The following is a 15473-nucleotide window of genomic DNA, read 5'->3' as shown; positions in this document are numbered from 1 at the left end:
ATGTTTGTCGGCCGGAAACCGATTCCGTAACCTGCCCGGCAGCCGCGCCGCCCGCGCGCGGATTACCCGAGGACTCCCGCCGATGAATCCCTCCTCCGCCCCGGCGCGCCGCCGCGTGCTGCGGCGTCTTGCCGCCCTCGCCGCCGCGCCGCTCGCCGGCGGCCTCGCACGGCCCGCCCATGCGGCCGGCGCCGACCTGTCCGGCGTGACGCTCGTGCTCGGCGACCAGGCCGGCGGCCTGCGCGCGCTCGCGGAAGCCGCGCATGTGCTCGACGGCACGCCTTACCGGTTCCGCTGGGCCAACTTCCAGGGTGCCGCGCCGCTGTTCGAGGCGCAGCGCGCGGGCGCGATCGATCTCGCGCCGGCCGGCGACCTGCCCGTGCTGACGGCCGCGCTCGGCGACCCGTCGTTGCGGATCGTCGCGACGCGCGTCGGCTCGCCGGCGTCGCTCGGCATCGTCGTGCAGCCCGATTCGCCGGTCCGCACCGTCGCCGACCTGAAAGGGCAAACCGTCGTCGTGTCGTCCGCGCGCGGCAGCATCTCGCAGTACCAGTTGTACGGGGCGCTGCGCGAACACGGCCTCGCGCCGCGTGATGTCGACGTGCGCTTCGTGCTGCCCGTCGATGCATTCGCCGCGTTCGAGGCGAAGCGGATCGGCATCTGGGCGACGTTCGATCCGTACTACGGGCATGCGGTACGGCGCGGCGCGCGCATCGTCCGCGACGGCAGCGGCATCAATTCCGGGCTGGCATTCCTGACGTCGCCGGTCGACACCCTCGACGATCGCGCGAAGCGCGCGGCGCTCGCGGATGTGCTTGCGCGGCTCGCCCGTGCGGGCCAATGGGCGCTCGCGCATCCGGCCGACTATGCGAGCGTCTATGCGTCGCTCACGCGCCTGCCGCCCGATGCGGCCACCGACATCGCGCGCCGGGCCGCGCTCGCGCAGCGCAGCCTCAGCGCCGCGGACATCGACGTGCTGCAGCGTGTCGCCGACCGCGCGGCGGCCGACGCGATCCTGCCGCGGCGCGTCGATGTCGCATCGATCGCGATCCGGAGCGTATCGGCCTGAACGATGACGCGCGTGGCCACGATCAGCGTGGGCGCGCCATATCGAGGTCCGGCACGTCGTCACCGAACGTCGACGCGACGAGCGTGCGCATCGCGGCGACCAGCAGCGTCGGTCCGGACTGGTTGAACGTGCAGCGCTCGCCCGCGGCCGGCACGGCCCGGTGCAGCACGGCCCGCCACGGGCCGCGCCCGCCGTCGCGCTCGAATCCGGCGAACGGCAAGCGCTCGACGATCGGGCCGCCGTCCGTCCATGACGACGACGGTGCGAACGGCGCCGGCACATCGCCCGCCGTGCGAATCGACGTACAACCGGATGCATCGGCGCGCGGGGCGTCGTGGCCTTGCGCGACCGCGACCCAGTAATCCAGCGGCGCACCTGTCAGATCCTGGACTTGCATGCCCGTCTCCATCACCGTCGTCGTTGAACCGACATGCTACCCGTGGCGCATGTGTCCATTGCGGTCTCCGATGGCGCCGCCGCGTGCGGCCCTGTCGCTGAAATCCCTGCCCCGAGCAAATCCGCGCACGCTTTCACCGCCACGTCATTCGTGCGTACAATGATCTGACCGCTTGCCGCCGCGGTTCGCGGCAAGCGGACGAGAACATTACAAACACAAGACAAACAAGAATTGCGCCGATCCGGACCCGTTTTCCGCAGGTCGGCGACAACCGGACCAGACAATGCGGCGCAGACCGGATTTCACGGGGGGACATATGTCCAGGCACACCCGAAAGCCACTGGTATCGCTCGTCGTACCCTTCCACGACGAGGCGGAAGCGATCGAGGCATTCTTCGCGACCACCCTTCCCATCCTCCAATCCATCGACACCACACGCTTCGAAATCGTGTGCGTGAACGACGGCAGCCGTGACGATACGCTCGGCAGGCTGATCGACGTCGCGGCCGGCGACCCGCGCGTGCGCATCGTCGATCTCACCCGGCGCTTCGGCAAGGAAGCCGCCCTCACCGCCGGCATCGACGAAGCCGCCGGCACCGCCGTGATCCTGATCGACGCCGACCTGCAGGACCCGCCCGCACTGATCCCCGCGATGGTCGAACGCTGGCTCGCCGGTGCCGAGGTCGTCGCCGCCAAGCGCACCGACCGCATGTGCGACCCGCTGATGCAGCGCGTCGCCGCCGCGCTCTACTACCGCGTACACAACCATCTCTCCGAAGTCGAGATGCCCGAAAACGTCGGCGATTTCCGGCTGATGGATCGCCAGGTCGTCGACGCACTGCGCGCGCTGCCCGAGCGGCGACGCTTCATGAAAGGCCTGTTCGCGTGGGTCGGCTATCGCATCGAGCTCATCGAATACACGCGTGCGCCGCGCAGCGGCGGCCGTTCCAAATTCTCCGGATGGCGCCGCTGGAACTTCGCGCTCGAAGGCATCACCAGCTTCAGTACCGTGCCGCTGCGCGTGTGGACCTACATCGGCCTCGCGTTCGCCGCGCTGTCGTTCATCTACGGCGCGTTCATCGTCACGCGCACGCTGCTGTTCGGCAATCCCGTGCACGGCTATGCGTCGCTCATCTCCGTGATGCTGTTCGTCGGCGGCATCCAGTTGATCGGCATCGGCGTGATCGGCGAATACCTCGGCCGCATCTATCACGAGTCGAAGCAGCGGCCGGTCTATCTCGTGCGGCGGCGCTACCGCGCCGACGCCCTGGTGGGCCAGCACCCGGCGCGGCACGCCGCGAAGCTGCTGCCGTTTCCGGTCCGGCGCGTCGCCGCGGCCCGGCGACGGCAGCCGGCCGTCGCGAGCGCGGCGGCCGCGCGCAATCTGTCGGTCAAGTAGCGCCGCATGGATATTTCCACCTCATCGATCCAAGCCGACGAACGCCCTGTCCGCGTCTGGCTGACGCCCGGACGCGTCGCGCTGTACAGCACGGTCATGCTGACGGCCGGCGTGCTGTTCATGACGATCCTGGTCCGGATCGGCTTCCACTCGACCGACCCGGGTGTGTTCCGCCCAGGCTCGGGGTTCATGGTGTTCTGGTCCGCGTCCCATCTGATGCGCCATGGTTCGCCGTGGCAGATCTACGACGTCCCCGCGTTCTCGCGGGTGCTCGTCGGCCTGTTCCCGACCGCGGCCCACTATGCGTTCCTGCCGTGGCTGTATCCCCCCACGTATCTGCTGGTGGTCGCACCCTTCGCGCTGCTGCCCTATGCGATCGGCTATCCGCTGTTCGTCGCGCTCGGCATCGTGCTGCTTGGGGTAGCGGCCTGGCGCGTGTCGGGGCTCGCGGCGACGCCCGGTGCGAAACGCGTCGGCTGGCTCGCGCTGCTCGCCTGCCCGGGCGTGATCGTCACCGCGACGTACGGACAGAATGCGATGCTGACCGCGGCGTGCGCGGCGCTCGCCGTGCATTTCGTCGACCGGCGGCCGATGCTGGCCGGCGTCTTCATCGGACTCCTGTCGGTCAAGCCGCAGCTGGCGTTGCTGTTCCCGTTCGTGCTGATCGCCGCGCGCGCGCGGCGCGCCTTCGCGTGGGCCGCGGCGTTCGCGACCGCCTTCACCGCGCTGGGCATCGCGACGGGCGGCATCGAGTCGCTCCACCTCTTTACGCAGAACGCCGGCGCGCTGCGTGCACTGATCATCGAGCATGGCGTTCCGTTCTGGTTTGCGTCGCCGACGCCGTTCGCGGCGTTTCGTCTCGCCGGCCTGCCGCTGACGCTCGCCTATGCCGGGCAAGCCGCCATCGCCGCGATCGCGATCGCGGCCGCGTGCTTCGTCTGGCACCGCCACCGGGATGCGCGGCTGCGCGGTGCCATGCTGGTCATCGCGACGCTCGCCGTGAATCCCTATCTCTGGCACTACGAACTGTCCTGGCTGTGCATCCCGATCGCCTGCATGATCGCCATCGGCTCGCAGGACGGCTGGCTGCGTGGCGAGCAAAGTTTCGTGGCCGTCCTGTGGGCGCTGCCGTTGTACGAGTTTCTGAATCCGTGGCTGCGTCTGCCGCAGGTCGGGCCGCTCGTGATGACGATCGCGTTGCTCGTGCTGTTGCGGCGCGCCCGGCTTGCGAGCCGCGGCACGCACGCCGCGGTCGTTCGCGCCCCCTGAGCCGATCGCCGCACGTCACGCCGGCACCTGCCCGTGCCGGCGGCCACGCCCGGCAATCGCGCACCAGGTCGCGCTCGCGCGGGCACAACGCCACCGACCTGAACGTCCAGCCAGTCAACCTGGCGTCCGTGCGCGCATTGCCGCGCCAGCATCAATTCGTGTTACGAATCCCCGATTCCTGCCTACAATGTTCAGAACGCCAGTCGTCCGGCCTGCCGCGGACGACAACCGGATCCATACGGCGCAGCGCAGGCCGGATCTCTCGGGGGACGTATGTCCGCGCATGCCAGAAAGCCACTGGTCTCGCTCGTCGTACCCTTCCACGACGAGGAAGAAGCCATCGACGCGTTCTTTGCCACGACGCTGCCGATCCTCGAATCGGTCGAGTCGGTCCGTTTCGAGATCGTCTGCATCAACGACGGCAGCCGCGACGACACGCTCGGCAGGCTGGTCGACGTCGCGGCCGGCGACCCGCGCGTGCGCATCGTCGATCTCACCCGGCGCTTCGGCAAGGAAGCCGCCCTCACCGCCGGCATCGACGAAGCCGCCGGCACCGCCGTGATCCTCATCGACGCCGACCTGCAGGACCCGCCCGCGCTGATCCCCGCGATGGTCGAACGCTGGCTCGCCGGCGCCGAGGTCGTCGCCGCCAAGCGCACCGACCGCATGTGCGACCCGCTGATGCAGCGCGTCGCCGCCGCGCTCTACTACCGCGTACACAACCATCTCTCCGAAGTCGAGATGCCCGAAAACGTCGGCGATTTCCGGCTGATGGATCGCCAGGTCGTCGATGCACTGCGCGCGCTGCCCGAGCGGCGGCGCTTCATGAAAGGCCTGTTCGCGTGGGTCGGCTATCGCATCGAGCTCATCGAATACACGCGCGCGCCGCGCAGCGGCGGCCGTTCCAAATTCTCCGGATGGCGCCGCTGGAACTTCGCGCTCGAAGGCATCACCAGCTTCAGTACCGTGCCGCTGCGCGTGTGGACCTACATCGGCCTCGCGTTCGCCGCGCTGTCGTTCATCTACGGCGCGTTCATCGTCACGCGCACGCTGCTGTTCGGCAACCCCGTGCACGGCTATGCGTCGCTCATCTCCGTGATGCTGTTCGTCGGCGGCATCCAGCTGATCGGCATCGGCGTGATCGGCGAATATCTCGGCCGCATCTATCACGAATCCAAGCAGCGGCCGGTCTATCTCGTGCGGCGGCGCTATCACGCGCAGCGGGACGCCGCCGCGCATCCGGCGTCGAAGCTGCTGCAGTTTCCGCTCAAGCGCACGCATGCGGCCCGCCGCCGGACGGCGCAGCCCGCAGCCGCCGGCCACGGCGCCGCGCGGAAAGCGTCCGTCAAGTAACCGCGCGCACGACGCATGGATCTCCCCCGACAAGCGATACGATCGGCGGCCCCTCCCGTCCGCTCGTGGCTGACACCCCGGCGCGTCGTTGCGTACAGCACGGTCGCGCTCGCGTGCTACGCGCTGTTCGTCGCGATCTGGATCGCCGTCGTCCGTCACGCGCCCGCTACCGCGCCGTCGCGCCCGGGCCCCGACTACGCGGTGTTCTGGTCGGCGTCGTACGTGATGCTGCATGGCTCACCCTGGCAAGCGTACGATCTGCCGACCTTTTCGCGGCTGGCGGCCGACCTGTTCCCGCAGTTCCGCCGCGAAGACCTCGTCGCGTGGCTGTACCCGCCCACCAACCTGCTGCTCGTGACGCCGCTGGCGCTGCTGCCGTACGCAGTCGGCTACCCGTTGTTCGTCGCGTTCGGCGTCGTCGTGTTCGGATTCGCCGCCTCCCGCGTATCGGGGCTCGGCGCGATGCCCGGCTTGCGGCGCATCGGCGCGTTCGCGCTGCTCGCCGCCCCGTGCGTGTTCGTCACCGGGATGTTCGGGCAGAACGCGTTCCTCACCGCGTCGTGCGCGGCGCTGGCCGTCTGCTGGGCCGACCGTCGGCCGATGTGGGCCGGCCTCTGCATCGGCCTGCTGTCGGCCAAGCCGCAGATGGCGCTGCTGTTCCCGTTCGTGCTGGTCGCCACGCGCGCCTGGCGCACGATCGCGTGGGCCGCGCTCGCCACCGCCGCGTTCGCCGCGTTGAGCGTCCTGATCTGCGGCGTCGAATCGCTGCGCCTGTTCGTCGCCGGCACGGCGCTCGCGCGCACGCTCCTCCTCGAGCAAGGCAACGTGTTCTGGCTCGCGTCGCCGGCGCCGTTCGCCGCGTTCCGCCTCGCGGGCCTGCCGCCTGGCGCCGCGTACGCCGCGCAAGCGTGCATCGCGGCGCTGGCGATCGCCGCCGCCTGCATCGTGTGGATGCGGTCACGCGACGTCCGCTTGCGCGCGGCGGTGCTGGCGGTCGCGACGCTCGCGGCGAACCCGTACGTGTGGCACTACGAGCTCGCCTGGCTCGGCATCGCGATCGCGTGCCTGCTGGCGATCGGGTGGCGGGACGGCTGGCTGCGCGGCGAGCAGACCGCGATCGCGCTCATGTGGCTGCTGCCGGCCGTCGAATACCTGAACCCGTGGCTGCAAGGGCCGCAGATCGGCCCGGTCGTGACGCTGTTCGCGCTCCTCGTGCTGCTGCGCCGCGCCGGCCCGGGGGCTCAGAACGCGAGCCGCGGCGGTACGTAGACGCCATAGTACGGCCCGACGCCGGTCGCGACGCCCGTCATCTTCACGCCGGCGACGAAATGGCCCTGGATGTACTTGTACGTACCGCCCAGTGACACGTCGATATGGAACGGCGCGAACGCGACGATCGGCACGCTGGTGCTGGTCGCCGTCTGCGTGACGACCGGCAGCACCACGGTCGCGCCGACCGGCACCGACGTGTAGAGCGTCGCCTTCACGCCGGTCGCGAGGTTGATGGTGTCGCCGATGCTGAGCGGTGTCGGATTGCCGGTTGTCATCAGGCCGCCCATCGTCGTCGTGTCGGTCGCGGCCGACTGGAACGACGTCCACTGTCCGCCCATGCACAGCAGGCCGTAGACCTGGCCGTTCGTGATCGAGAATTCGAACGGCTGCCCCGTCAGCGGATTGATCAGCGGCTGGTTGGTCGCCGCGTTCCAGTACTGGTTGTACACGCACTGGTCGATCGCGACCGGAAACAGCCCGCCCGCCCCGACCCCGCCCGGCGCCGCCAGCACCGCCACGGCGGTCGCGCTGTCGGATGCGCCGGGGATCCCCAGCAGCCCGCCGAGCAGCAGCGGAATCGAGCCGCCGTTCACACCGGGCGCGCGCGACACGGTGACCTGCACCGCCGGCACGTCGTACTGGCCCGGCGTGATGGTCGTCGGCTGCATGGAGGCGGGGTTGCGCGTCACGTTCCAGTATCCGGTGGTCACCGTGCCGGTCGACAGCGCCGCGCCGGCCGCCGAGTTCTGCGCGATCACGCCGTTCGCCGCCGGCGCGGCCTGCGACCAGTTCACCGCGCCGCCGCTCGGCGACATCATTGCATCGGCCCCCGCGAGCGCGGCCGCATCGGCCGCGTTCTGCAACTGGTTGTTCACCGTGACCACCCACGCGATGTCGATCGCCAGCGCGCCGAACGACAGCAGCGGAATCAGGAACAGCAGGAAGAACAGCGCGACCGAACCGCGCTGCCGTTCGGCGTCGACGGGCTGCGTGGCGGTCACGTCATTCATAGAGCATCACCGACGTCGCCGAGACCGTCACCGGGCCGGTGAGCGCGCTGAACGCGGACCCCAGCACGAGCCCCGAATACGTGTAGGTCACCGTCACCGTCAACGCGGTGCCCGACGTCGTGCCGTTCGCCTGCGTCACGGTCACCACCGGTGTCGTCGCGGTGCCGCCGGTGATCAGGCTGTTCTGCATCGCGTTCTGCGCGATGCCGGCGATCTGCGTCGTGGTCAGCATCGGCACGCGCAGCATGACGCCGGCGCGCGCCGCCTCGCGGCTCGCGTTCGTGATGACGGCCTTGTCGCACAGGATCAGGCTCGTGTCGATGATGCCGATCAGCACCATCAGCAGGAACGGCAGCATCAGCACGAACTCGAGGGACACGACGCCGCGCGCGTGGCGGGCGCCCGTCGCCCCGCGTGTCATTTTGCGGCTCCCGCATCCGGCGGGACGACGCCCGGCTCCAGCGCCGCGCCGGACAGCGGCGGCGTGCTACCGGCCCCGCCGGCAACCCCGGCGCCCCCGCGCGACGCAAGCCGCGCGCGCACCGCCTGGTAGAAGCGCAGGTTGTCGGCCACCGCCGACGCGGGCAACTCCGCGGACAGCAGCTTCTTCGCCGAATCGGTGTTGCCGAGCACGCCGTACGCGAACGCGAGGTTCTGGCGCGCCTGCCACGGCGCGGACGGCAGCCCGGCGACGTCGAGCAGCACGTTCACGCCTTCGCGCGGCCGGTTGCTCAGCACGAGCGACAGCCCGAGGTCGACGCGCAGCCCCTGCGCGTCCGGATGCGCGCGCAGCGCCTCGCGATACACGACCTGCGCATCCGCATGACGCCCCTGCAGGTCGAGCACGGTGCCGAGCCCCTCCGCCGCGAGCGGATGGTTCGGCTGCGCGGCGAGCAGGTCGCGATAGCGCTGCGCGGCTTCGTCGAGGCGCCGCTGCCGCAACGCGACGCGCGCGAGCCCGAGCTGCGGGCCGAGCTCCGCCGGTGCCTGCCGCTGCGCTTCGCCGTACAGGATTCGCGCACGCTCCAGGTCGCCCGCGCGGTAGTTGACGTCGCCGAGCCCCAGGCGCGCCGCGAGCGAATCCGGATGCTTCGCGAGCACCTTCTCGTACAGCGTCGACGCGAGATCGACGTTGCCGCCGGCCAGTGCGCTGTCGGCGATGCGCAGTTCGGCCTGCGGATCGTCGCTCTTGTGCGACAGCACCGGCCGCGTCTGGATGCCCGACGCGCCGCAGCCGGCCAGCACCGGCAGCACGGCCGCGAGCGCGAACGCGCGTACGACGGATCGTGTCATCTGAACACCTCGAGCAGGCGAATCGCCGCCGGGCCCGCCGCGATCAGGCAGACCGTCGGCAGGATGAACAGCATCATCGGCAGCGTGATCTTCGGCGCGAGCTTCGCGGCCCGTTCCTCGAGCGCGACGATCTGCTCGGTGCGCTCGGTGCGCGACAGCGTGCGCAGCGCCTGCGTGATCGGCGTGCCGAACCGCTGCGACTGCGTCAGCGTCGTCGCGAGCGAGCGTGCCGACGTGAAATCGACACGCATCGCGAAATGCGCGAGTGTCGCGGACACGTCGCCGCTCAGCGTCAGCTCGTCCGCGCACACGGTCAGCTCGTCGGCGAGCGGCGGGCAGATGCGCGCCAGTTCGTGCGCGACGCGCCGAATGCCCGACGCGAGACTGTTGCCGGCCATCGTGCAGATCACCAGCAGGTCCAGCGCATCGGGAAAGCACGTGGCGATGATCCGCCGCCGCCGCCGGATCATCACGCCGAGCACGTATTCCGGCACGATCACGCCGATCACGAAGGCGGCGATCATCGCCAGCGCGCGGATCAAGAAGTATTCGCCGAAGCGCGGAATCAGCGGGCTGAACACGATCGCGCCGCACGCGAACAGCACGCCGCAGCTCAGCTTGATCCCGATCATCACCGACGCCGCGCGGCGCTCGCGAAAGCCCGCACGCGTCAGCTGCAGGCCGAGCTTCACGCGCTGCATCGGGTCGAGCACCGGCAACCGTTCGCCGAGCTGCGCGAGCCGGCGGGTCAGGTCCAGGCGGACGCCGCCCGGCTGCAGCCACCCCGCCATCGATGCCGGCGGATGCTGCCCGGCAGCCTGCCGCACGCGCACCGCGATCCGCTGGCGCGTGCCGCCGCCGGGCGTGGCTAGCGCCACCGCGACACAGCCGAGCAACAACAGCAACTCGAGGCCGCGGGCGGCCAGTATCGACATCGTCATCGTGCAGTATCCAGTTTCGAGATCTTGCGGATCACCAACAGGCCGACCGTCAGCAACCCGGCCGCGATCGTCAGCATCGTGTGTCCCGGGTGCGTCGTGAACAGCAGCATCACGTACTCGCGGTTCACGAGAAACAGCACGCCGATCATCACGAACGGCACCGCCGAAATGATGTTCGTCGTGACGCGCCCTTCGGCGGTCAGCGCGCGGGTCTTCAGGCGGATGTCGCGACGCGTGCGGATGATGCTCGACAGCTCGTCGAGCGTTTCGCCGAGGCTGCCGCCGGTCTCGCGCTGCAGCAGCAGGTAGACGGTGAAGAACGAGAAGTCCGCGATCATCAGCCGGTCCGCCGCCTGCGTCAGCACGACCTTGAGATCCGCGCCGACGCGCAGGCTGTCGCCCATCGAGCGGAACGTCGCGCGCACCGGTTCGGCCGCGCCGTCGCCGACCATGCTGATCGCCTGCGTGACCGGAATGCCCGCGCGCACGGCCCGCACGATCATGTCGATCGCGTCCGGGAACGCTTCGAGAAAGCGAACCCGGAAGCGCTCCACCAACGCTCGGTAGCTCGCACGCATCGCGACCAGCGGCAACCCGACGTAGATCAGCGGACGCAGGAAGCCCGGCGGCCCGATCAGCTTTACGGCGACGATCGCGACGATCGCACCGGCGATCGTGCTCGCGACGACGATCCTCACGCCGCCCTTGCCGCCGACCGCGCGCACGCGCGTCACACGGCGCTGCAGCCACGCGCGCAGGCGGCCCTGGCGGCGCTCGAGGTTGAACAGCGCGACCCCGGGCGTGGCGGATGCGAGCCCGTCGCGCCCGGCGAGCGACGGCGACAGCCGGCGCATCCGTGCGCGGATGCGCTGGGCCGGCGTGCGGCTCGCGCGATCGAACCACGACGACAGCACGAGCCCGACCGCGAGGATCATCACGAACGCGCCCACCGCGAACAGGTCGGCGGCCCTCATTGCCGGAACACCTCGGCGAGCGCATCCTCGACGCCGTAATACGCGGCGCGCGCCGCGAATCCCGGCCGCAAGGGCGACGCCTCGAACACACCCTTCACCGCGTCGCGCGTCGTGTCGCCTTCCTGGCGGAACGCGAACAGGTCCTGCGTGATCACCACCTCGCCTTCCATCCCGACGATCTCCGTGATCCGCGTGACGCGCCGCACGCCGTCGCGCATCCGCTCGATCTGCACGAACAGGTGCACGGCGCTCGCGATCTGGCGCCGGATCGACAGCAGCTGCAGGTTCGCGTTCGCCATCATGACCATGCTCTCGAGCCGGCTGATCGCATCGCGCGGCGAATTCGCGTGGATCGTCGTCATCGAGCCGTCGTGCCCCGTGTTCATCGCCTGCAGCACGTCGAACGCCTCGGGGCCGCGAATCTCGCCGAGGATGATGCGGTCGGGCCGCATCCGCAGCGCGTTGCGCACGAGATCGCGCTGCGAGATCCCGCCGAGCCCTTCGGTATTCTCCGGCCGCGTCTCGAGGCTCACGACGTGCGGCTGCAGCAACTGCAGCTCGGCCGCATCCTCGATCGTCACGATCCGCTCGTGCTGCTCGATGTGCTGCGACAGCGCGTTGAGCAGCGTCGTCTTGCCCGAGCCGGTGCCCCCCGAGATCACGATGTTCAGCCGGCACGCGCACGCGACCTTGAGCACCTGCAGCATCGGATGCGAGATGTTGCCCTGCTGCGCCATCCGCGCGAGCGTGATGTCGCGCTTCGCGAACTTGCGGATCGAGATCGACGGGCCGCGCATCGCGATCGGCGGCAGCACGACGTTCACGCGGCTGCCGTCGGCGAGCCGCGCATCGACCATCGGGCTGCTCTCGTCGACACGGCGCCCCACCGCCGCCGCGATCCGCTGCGCGACGCTCGCCACGTGTGCGTCGTCGCGGAACTTCAGCGACGTGAGCTCGAGCCGGCCCGCGCGTTCGACGTAGACCTGGTCGGGCCCGTTGACGAGGATGTCGGTGACCGTATCGTCGGCGAGCAGCGGCTCGATCGGCCCGACGCCGAACATGTCGTTCAGGATCGCATCGACGATCAGCACCTGCTCGCCGGCCGTGATCCTCAGGCGCTCGCGCTCGACCGTGTGCGCGGCCACCTGCTCGATGCCCGCGCGCACTTCGTCGCGCGTCTTCATCAGCGCCGCCGACATGTTCATCGACGCGAACACCGCGCTGCGGATCGCGTCGAACTTGCTCGACCGGATCAGCGCCTCGTGGGTGTCGGCCGCCACGGGTGCGCGGGCCGGAGCCGGTGCAGGCGTGTCCGCCGCGGTCGGGGCCGGGGCCGGGGCCGATGGCGCGGCCTCGCGCGCCTCGGCGGGCGGCGCGGCCTGTGGTTCGGCCGGCGCGGGATCCGCCGGCGGCCGGTTGCGGGTGCCGAACGTCACGTTCCCTTCCTCCACTTGACAAGCCGCGCATACCACGGCTCGGCGACGACCATCGGCTCGCCGGTGATGCCGTTCGCGAGCTGCCGGATCTGGTCCAGGAAGCCGTTGCGCTTCGCGCCTTCGATCGGCTCGCCGAGGTTCTCGGCGACGGCGAGCGTCTGCGGTTCGTGCGGCAGTTCGTGCAGCTTCGCACCGCCGAACGCCTCCTCGAAATCGGCCGGTTCGACGCGGCCCGCGACCGGTGCGAGCGGATTGTTCAGCACCATCGACAGCAGCCGCTCGCCGGGCAGTTCCCGCACGAAGCGCACGAGCCGCGCGGCTTCGTACGCGGCGTGCACCGAACGGTCGACCACGACATGGACGAGATCGGACGCCACGAGCGCGTCCTCGAGCAGCTTGCCGGCGCCGCGGCCGACGTCGAACAGCACGTAGTGGAAACGGTCCTTCAGCATGTCGACCAGGCGCGCGACGGCCTGGTCGCCCAACGGGACGTCGGCGCCGTAAGCCAGCTCGGCGGAGAGGACGTGCAACCGGTCGCCCTTCGTCACGAACATGCGCTCGAACAATGCGTCGTCGGGACGCTGCCCCATGTTCAGCAATTCGATCAGCCCGTTGTTGCTGGACAGCCCGAGCATCGAATTCGCGCCGCCGCCATGCAGGTTCAGGTCGACGTAGGCGACCCGGCGGCGCTTCTCGCTCGCCAGGAAGCGCGCGAGGCTCACCGTGATCGTGGTCGCGCCGACGCCGCCGCGCGCGCCGACGAAGCTCACGACCTTGCCGGTGCGCACCTGCACGACCGATTCCGTCGCGGTCAGCGCACGCCGCATCAACTCGACGGTCAACGGCTTGACGATGTAGTCCTGCACGCCGATGCCGAGCAGGTTGCGAAACAGCCCGACGTCGTTCTGCGTGCCGATCGCGATGACGCGCACCGACGGGTCGCACACGTCGGCGAGCCGCATCATGTCCGATACCGGCAGCACCGAATCCGACACGTCGATGACGAGCTGGCGCGGCGAACGCTCGTACTGCTGCAGCAACCGGATCGCATCGTCGCAGGTGCCAGGCTGCAGGTGGGTGCGCGTGATCGCCAGCTCCTGCGTGACGCGGCGTATCACGTCCTCGCTGCCCGAATCGGCGACGACCGCGACGAGATCGGCCGCGCCCGCGAACGCGGCGCGCCGGGTTTGCTGACGGTCGAGGAGGTTCATGGGCGGCATCGTGATGGCATCCGGGTCCGGTCAATGGCTGGGCGAGCTGGTCGTCATCGTCTTGCCTGGCGTCGGCTGCTTCACGCGATCCTCGACGTAACGGCGCACCGCGTCGGCTGCCGTCTGCGCATCCGCGCCGCCGTACGGCACGGGCGCGACGAGATCCTCGGGCCGCGCGAGCATCGCCGCGAGGTTCGAATAGGTCGCGCAGCCGAACGGCACGCCGGGCCGCGCGAACCCCGCGTCGACGAGATGCGACGGCTGCATCAGCTTCGCGCAATCGGGCGCCACCGCGTGCGCGCCGTCGAAGCCGATCGCCCGCGCATCGGGCAGGTTGACCGGCGGCGGCGCCGACAGGCAGCCCACGAGCACCAGCGGTAGCAGTGCGGCAACGGTCGATCGGTTTCGCATGCGCGCTCCTCCGGTTCAGTACACGAAGCCCGCGGCGCCGACGAGGCGCGGCGTGTCACCCGACAGCAGGTCGAGCCCGAGGTTGCGCTGCACCGCGAACTCCAAGTCGCTGCTCGGCCGCGCGACGGTGTCGATTGCCTGCTCGAGCTGGCCGGGCCCGGTCGGCTGCACGATGTACGGCGTGACGATCACGACCACCTCGGTCTTGTTGTCCTGGAAGTTCTTCGACGAAAACAGCCGGCCGATGATCGGCAGCCGGCCGAGCCCCGGAATCTGCGACACGGTGTCGGCCGTCTGGCTCTGCAGCAGCCCGCCGATCGCGAAGCTCTGCCCGCTCGACAGCTCGACCGTCGTCTCGACGCGCCGCACCGTGAGCGCCGGCACCTTGATGCTGCCCGTCGTCACGCTGTTGCTCGCATCGACCTCGCTGACTTCCGGCCGCACCTTGAGGCTGATGCGGTTGTCGGTGAGCACGGTCGGCGTGAAATCGAGCGACACGCCGAACGGCTTGTACTCGACCGTGATCACCCCCGTGTTGCCGGTCTGCGCGACCGGGATCGGAATCTCGCCGCCCGCGAGGAAGCTCGCCGTCTCGCCGGACATCGCGGTGAGGTTCGGTTCGGCGAGCATCGTGATCAGGCCTTCCTGGTCGAGTGCGTCGAGCACGACGTCGATCGACCAGCGCCCCGCGCGGAATCCGCCGAGCACCGAGAAGGCGCCCGTCGGCGACAGGTTGAACAGGCCGTTCGTCGGGTCGAACAGCGTGCGTCCGTTGAACAGCCCGCCGACGAAGTTGCCGGCGGCGCCCAGCGAGCTCCAGTTGATGCCGAGCTGCTGCGTGACGTTGCGGCTCACCTCGGTCACCCGCACGCGCAGGTTCACCTGGATCGGGCGCGACAGCGTGAGCCGGTTTACGATCTTTTCCTTGTCGTGCAGGTACGGCGTGAGCGACTGCATCACGGCATCCGCGTCGGCCGCGCTCGGCACCTTGCCCGACACCATCAGCGAGCCCGGTGCGCCGGACACCGACAGCTTCAGCTGCGGAAAGCGGCTGTCGAGCACGCCCTGCAGCGACGCCGTGTCGACCTGCACGATCACCGTCTTGCGCAGGATCGGGCGATGGTTCGCGCCGAGCGCGATCAGCGTGGTCGTGCCCGCCTTCTTGCCGAACACGAACACGGTGCGCGGGGACGGCACCTGGATGTCCGCGATGGACGGATCGGCAACGAACATCGCGGCCGCGGGTTCGGGCAGCGACAGCAGTTCCCCCTTGCCGGTCGCGATCGACAGCGCCGCGCCCGCGTCCGGCGCGCGTGCGACCTGCGCCAACGCGCCCCCGGACGCGACGATGCAGGCCAGGCACCCGAAAGCGATCCAACGAACCATGCGCACCATGCGTGTTCCCGTCAAATGCCGGCCGCCGGGCGGCCGGCCCGAA

15 protein-coding genes are annotated in these 15473 nt (G+C 70.0%); 5 read left to right on the top strand and 10 right to left on the bottom strand.

What is annotated here, in order from left to right; translation table 11 throughout:
• Positions 1-82 precede the first annotated feature (82 nt).
• Positions 83-1069: an ABC transporter substrate-binding protein gene (locus CFB50_RS23615; RefSeq protein WP_089447431.1), complete on the top strand. Its 987-nt coding sequence runs from the start codon at positions 83-85 to the stop codon at positions 1067-1069.
• Between the two features lie 22 nt (positions 1070-1091).
• Here CFB50_RS23615 and CFB50_RS23610 read toward each other — a convergent pair whose 3' ends face one another.
• Positions 1092-1466: a phage protein NinX family protein gene (locus tag CFB50_RS23610; protein ID WP_069252891.1), complete on the bottom strand. Its 375-nt coding sequence runs from the start codon at positions 1464-1466 to the stop codon at positions 1092-1094.
• A 316-nt stretch (positions 1467-1782) separates the two neighbouring features.
• Between CFB50_RS23610 and CFB50_RS23600 the strand changes: the two genes are divergently transcribed.
• The 4 genes from CFB50_RS23600 (at position 1783) to CFB50_RS23585 (ending at position 6756) form a co-directional block, all read left to right on the top strand.
• Positions 1783-2865, top strand: a complete 1083-nt coding sequence (locus tag CFB50_RS23600; RefSeq protein ID WP_069251210.1) for a glycosyltransferase family 2 protein — start codon at positions 1783-1785, stop codon at positions 2863-2865.
• A gap of 6 nt (positions 2866-2871) precedes the next feature.
• Positions 2872-4134: a glycosyltransferase family 87 protein gene (locus CFB50_RS23595; RefSeq protein ID WP_069251209.1), complete on the top strand. Its 1263-nt coding sequence runs from the start codon at positions 2872-2874 to the stop codon at positions 4132-4134.
• 273 nt (positions 4135-4407) lie between these two features.
• Positions 4408-5487, top strand: coding sequence for a glycosyltransferase family 2 protein (locus CFB50_RS23590; protein WP_069251208.1), 1080 nt, complete (start codon positions 4408-4410; stop codon positions 5485-5487).
• A gap of 15 nt (positions 5488-5502) precedes the next feature.
• Complete coding sequence (locus CFB50_RS23585; RefSeq protein ID WP_069251207.1) at positions 5503-6756, top strand: glycosyltransferase family 87 protein; 1254 nt, start codon at positions 5503-5505, stop codon at positions 6754-6756.
• Here the strand turns inward: CFB50_RS23585 and CFB50_RS23580 are convergent.
• The 9 genes from CFB50_RS23580 to CFB50_RS23540 are packed head-to-tail and all read right to left on the bottom strand — an operon-like array spanning position 6729 to position 15430.
• Complete coding sequence (locus CFB50_RS23580) at positions 6729-7769, bottom strand: TadG family pilus assembly protein (RefSeq protein ID WP_069251206.1); 1041 nt, start codon at positions 7767-7769, stop codon at positions 6729-6731. The genes CFB50_RS23585 and CFB50_RS23580 overlap by 28 nt on opposite strands.
• Positions 7762-8190 (bottom strand): TadE/TadG family type IV pilus assembly protein, encoded by a 429-nt coding sequence (locus CFB50_RS23575; protein WP_069251205.1) that lies wholly within the window; start codon positions 8188-8190, stop codon positions 7762-7764. The genes CFB50_RS23580 and CFB50_RS23575 overlap by 8 nt, the downstream gene beginning before the upstream one ends.
• Positions 8187-9062 (bottom strand): tetratricopeptide repeat protein, encoded by an 876-nt coding sequence (locus tag CFB50_RS23570; protein WP_069251204.1) that lies wholly within the window; start codon positions 9060-9062, stop codon positions 8187-8189. Before CFB50_RS23570 ends, CFB50_RS23575 begins: the two co-directional genes overlap by 4 nt.
• Positions 9059-10003, bottom strand: coding sequence for a type II secretion system F family protein (locus tag CFB50_RS23565; RefSeq protein WP_069251203.1), 945 nt, complete (start codon positions 10001-10003; stop codon positions 9059-9061). Before CFB50_RS23565 ends, CFB50_RS23570 begins: the two co-directional genes overlap by 4 nt.
• Positions 10000-10977 carry a type II secretion system F family protein gene (locus CFB50_RS23560; protein ID WP_069251202.1) on the bottom strand — a complete coding sequence of 326 codons (978 nt, stop codon included), beginning with the start codon at positions 10975-10977 and terminating at the stop codon, positions 10000-10002. Before CFB50_RS23560 ends, CFB50_RS23565 begins: the two co-directional genes overlap by 4 nt.
• On the bottom strand, positions 10974-12413 hold the full coding sequence (locus CFB50_RS23555) for a CpaF family protein (RefSeq protein WP_069252890.1): 1440 nt from the start codon (positions 12411-12413) through the stop codon (positions 10974-10976). The genes CFB50_RS23560 and CFB50_RS23555 overlap by 4 nt, the downstream gene beginning before the upstream one ends.
• Positions 12410-13633 (bottom strand): AAA family ATPase, encoded by a 1224-nt coding sequence (locus CFB50_RS23550; RefSeq protein ID WP_069251201.1) that lies wholly within the window; start codon positions 13631-13633, stop codon positions 12410-12412. The genes CFB50_RS23555 and CFB50_RS23550 overlap by 4 nt, the downstream gene beginning before the upstream one ends.
• Positions 13634-13654: 21 nt before the next feature.
• On the bottom strand, positions 13655-14035 hold the full coding sequence (locus CFB50_RS23545) for a CpaD family pilus assembly lipoprotein (protein ID WP_069251200.1): 381 nt from the start codon (positions 14033-14035) through the stop codon (positions 13655-13657).
• A gap of 15 nt (positions 14036-14050) precedes the next feature.
• On the bottom strand, positions 14051-15430 hold the full coding sequence (locus CFB50_RS23540; RefSeq protein WP_069251199.1) for a type II and III secretion system protein family protein: 1380 nt from the start codon (positions 15428-15430) through the stop codon (positions 14051-14053).
• Between the last annotated feature and the right edge of the window lie 43 nt (positions 15431-15473).

The sequence above is a fragment of the Burkholderia sp. AU33423 genome (genome assembly GCF_002223135.1).
GTDB classification, from domain to species: domain Bacteria; phylum Pseudomonadota; class Gammaproteobacteria; order Burkholderiales; family Burkholderiaceae; genus Burkholderia; species Burkholderia lata_D.
Note: the sequence above shows the minus strand (reverse complement) of the source record. Positions and strands in the feature narration are given on the sequence as shown.

Bases quoted from the DNA above. Each gene is read 5' to 3' on its own strand.
- CFB50_RS23610 (WP_069252891.1), bottom strand. From the start codon at position 1,466: ATGCAAGTCCAGGATCTGACAGGTGCGCCGCTGGATTACTGGGTCGCG.
- CFB50_RS23615 (WP_089447431.1), top strand. From the start codon at position 83: ATGAATCCCTCCTCCGCCCCGGCGCGCCGCCGCGTGCTGCGGCGTCTT.
- CFB50_RS23540 (WP_069251199.1), bottom strand. From the start codon at position 15,430: ATGGTGCGCATGGTTCGTTGGATCGCTTTCGGGTGCCTGGCCTGCATC.
- CFB50_RS23550 (WP_069251201.1), bottom strand. From the start codon at position 13,633: ATGCCGCCCATGAACCTCCTCGACCGTCAGCAAACCCGGCGCGCCGCG.
- CFB50_RS23545 (WP_069251200.1), bottom strand. From the start codon at position 14,035: ATGCGAAACCGATCGACCGTTGCCGCACTGCTACCGCTGGTGCTCGTG.
- CFB50_RS23595 (WP_069251209.1), top strand. From the start codon at position 2,872: ATGGATATTTCCACCTCATCGATCCAAGCCGACGAACGCCCTGTCCGC.
- CFB50_RS23575 (WP_069251205.1), bottom strand. From the start codon at position 8,190: ATGACACGCGGGGCGACGGGCGCCCGCCACGCGCGCGGCGTCGTGTCC.
- CFB50_RS23560 (WP_069251202.1), bottom strand. From the start codon at position 10,977: ATGAGGGCCGCCGACCTGTTCGCGGTGGGCGCGTTCGTGATGATCCTC.
- CFB50_RS23585 (WP_069251207.1), top strand. From the start codon at position 5,503: ATGGATCTCCCCCGACAAGCGATACGATCGGCGGCCCCTCCCGTCCGC.
- CFB50_RS23580 (WP_069251206.1), bottom strand. From the start codon at position 7,769: ATGAATGACGTGACCGCCACGCAGCCCGTCGACGCCGAACGGCAGCGC.
- CFB50_RS23570 (WP_069251204.1), bottom strand. From the start codon at position 9,062: ATGACACGATCCGTCGTACGCGCGTTCGCGCTCGCGGCCGTGCTGCCG.
- CFB50_RS23600 (WP_069251210.1), top strand. From the start codon at position 1,783: ATGTCCAGGCACACCCGAAAGCCACTGGTATCGCTCGTCGTACCCTTC.
- CFB50_RS23590 (WP_069251208.1), top strand. From the start codon at position 4,408: ATGTCCGCGCATGCCAGAAAGCCACTGGTCTCGCTCGTCGTACCCTTC.
- CFB50_RS23565 (WP_069251203.1), bottom strand. From the start codon at position 10,003: ATGACGATGTCGATACTGGCCGCCCGCGGCCTCGAGTTGCTGTTGTTG.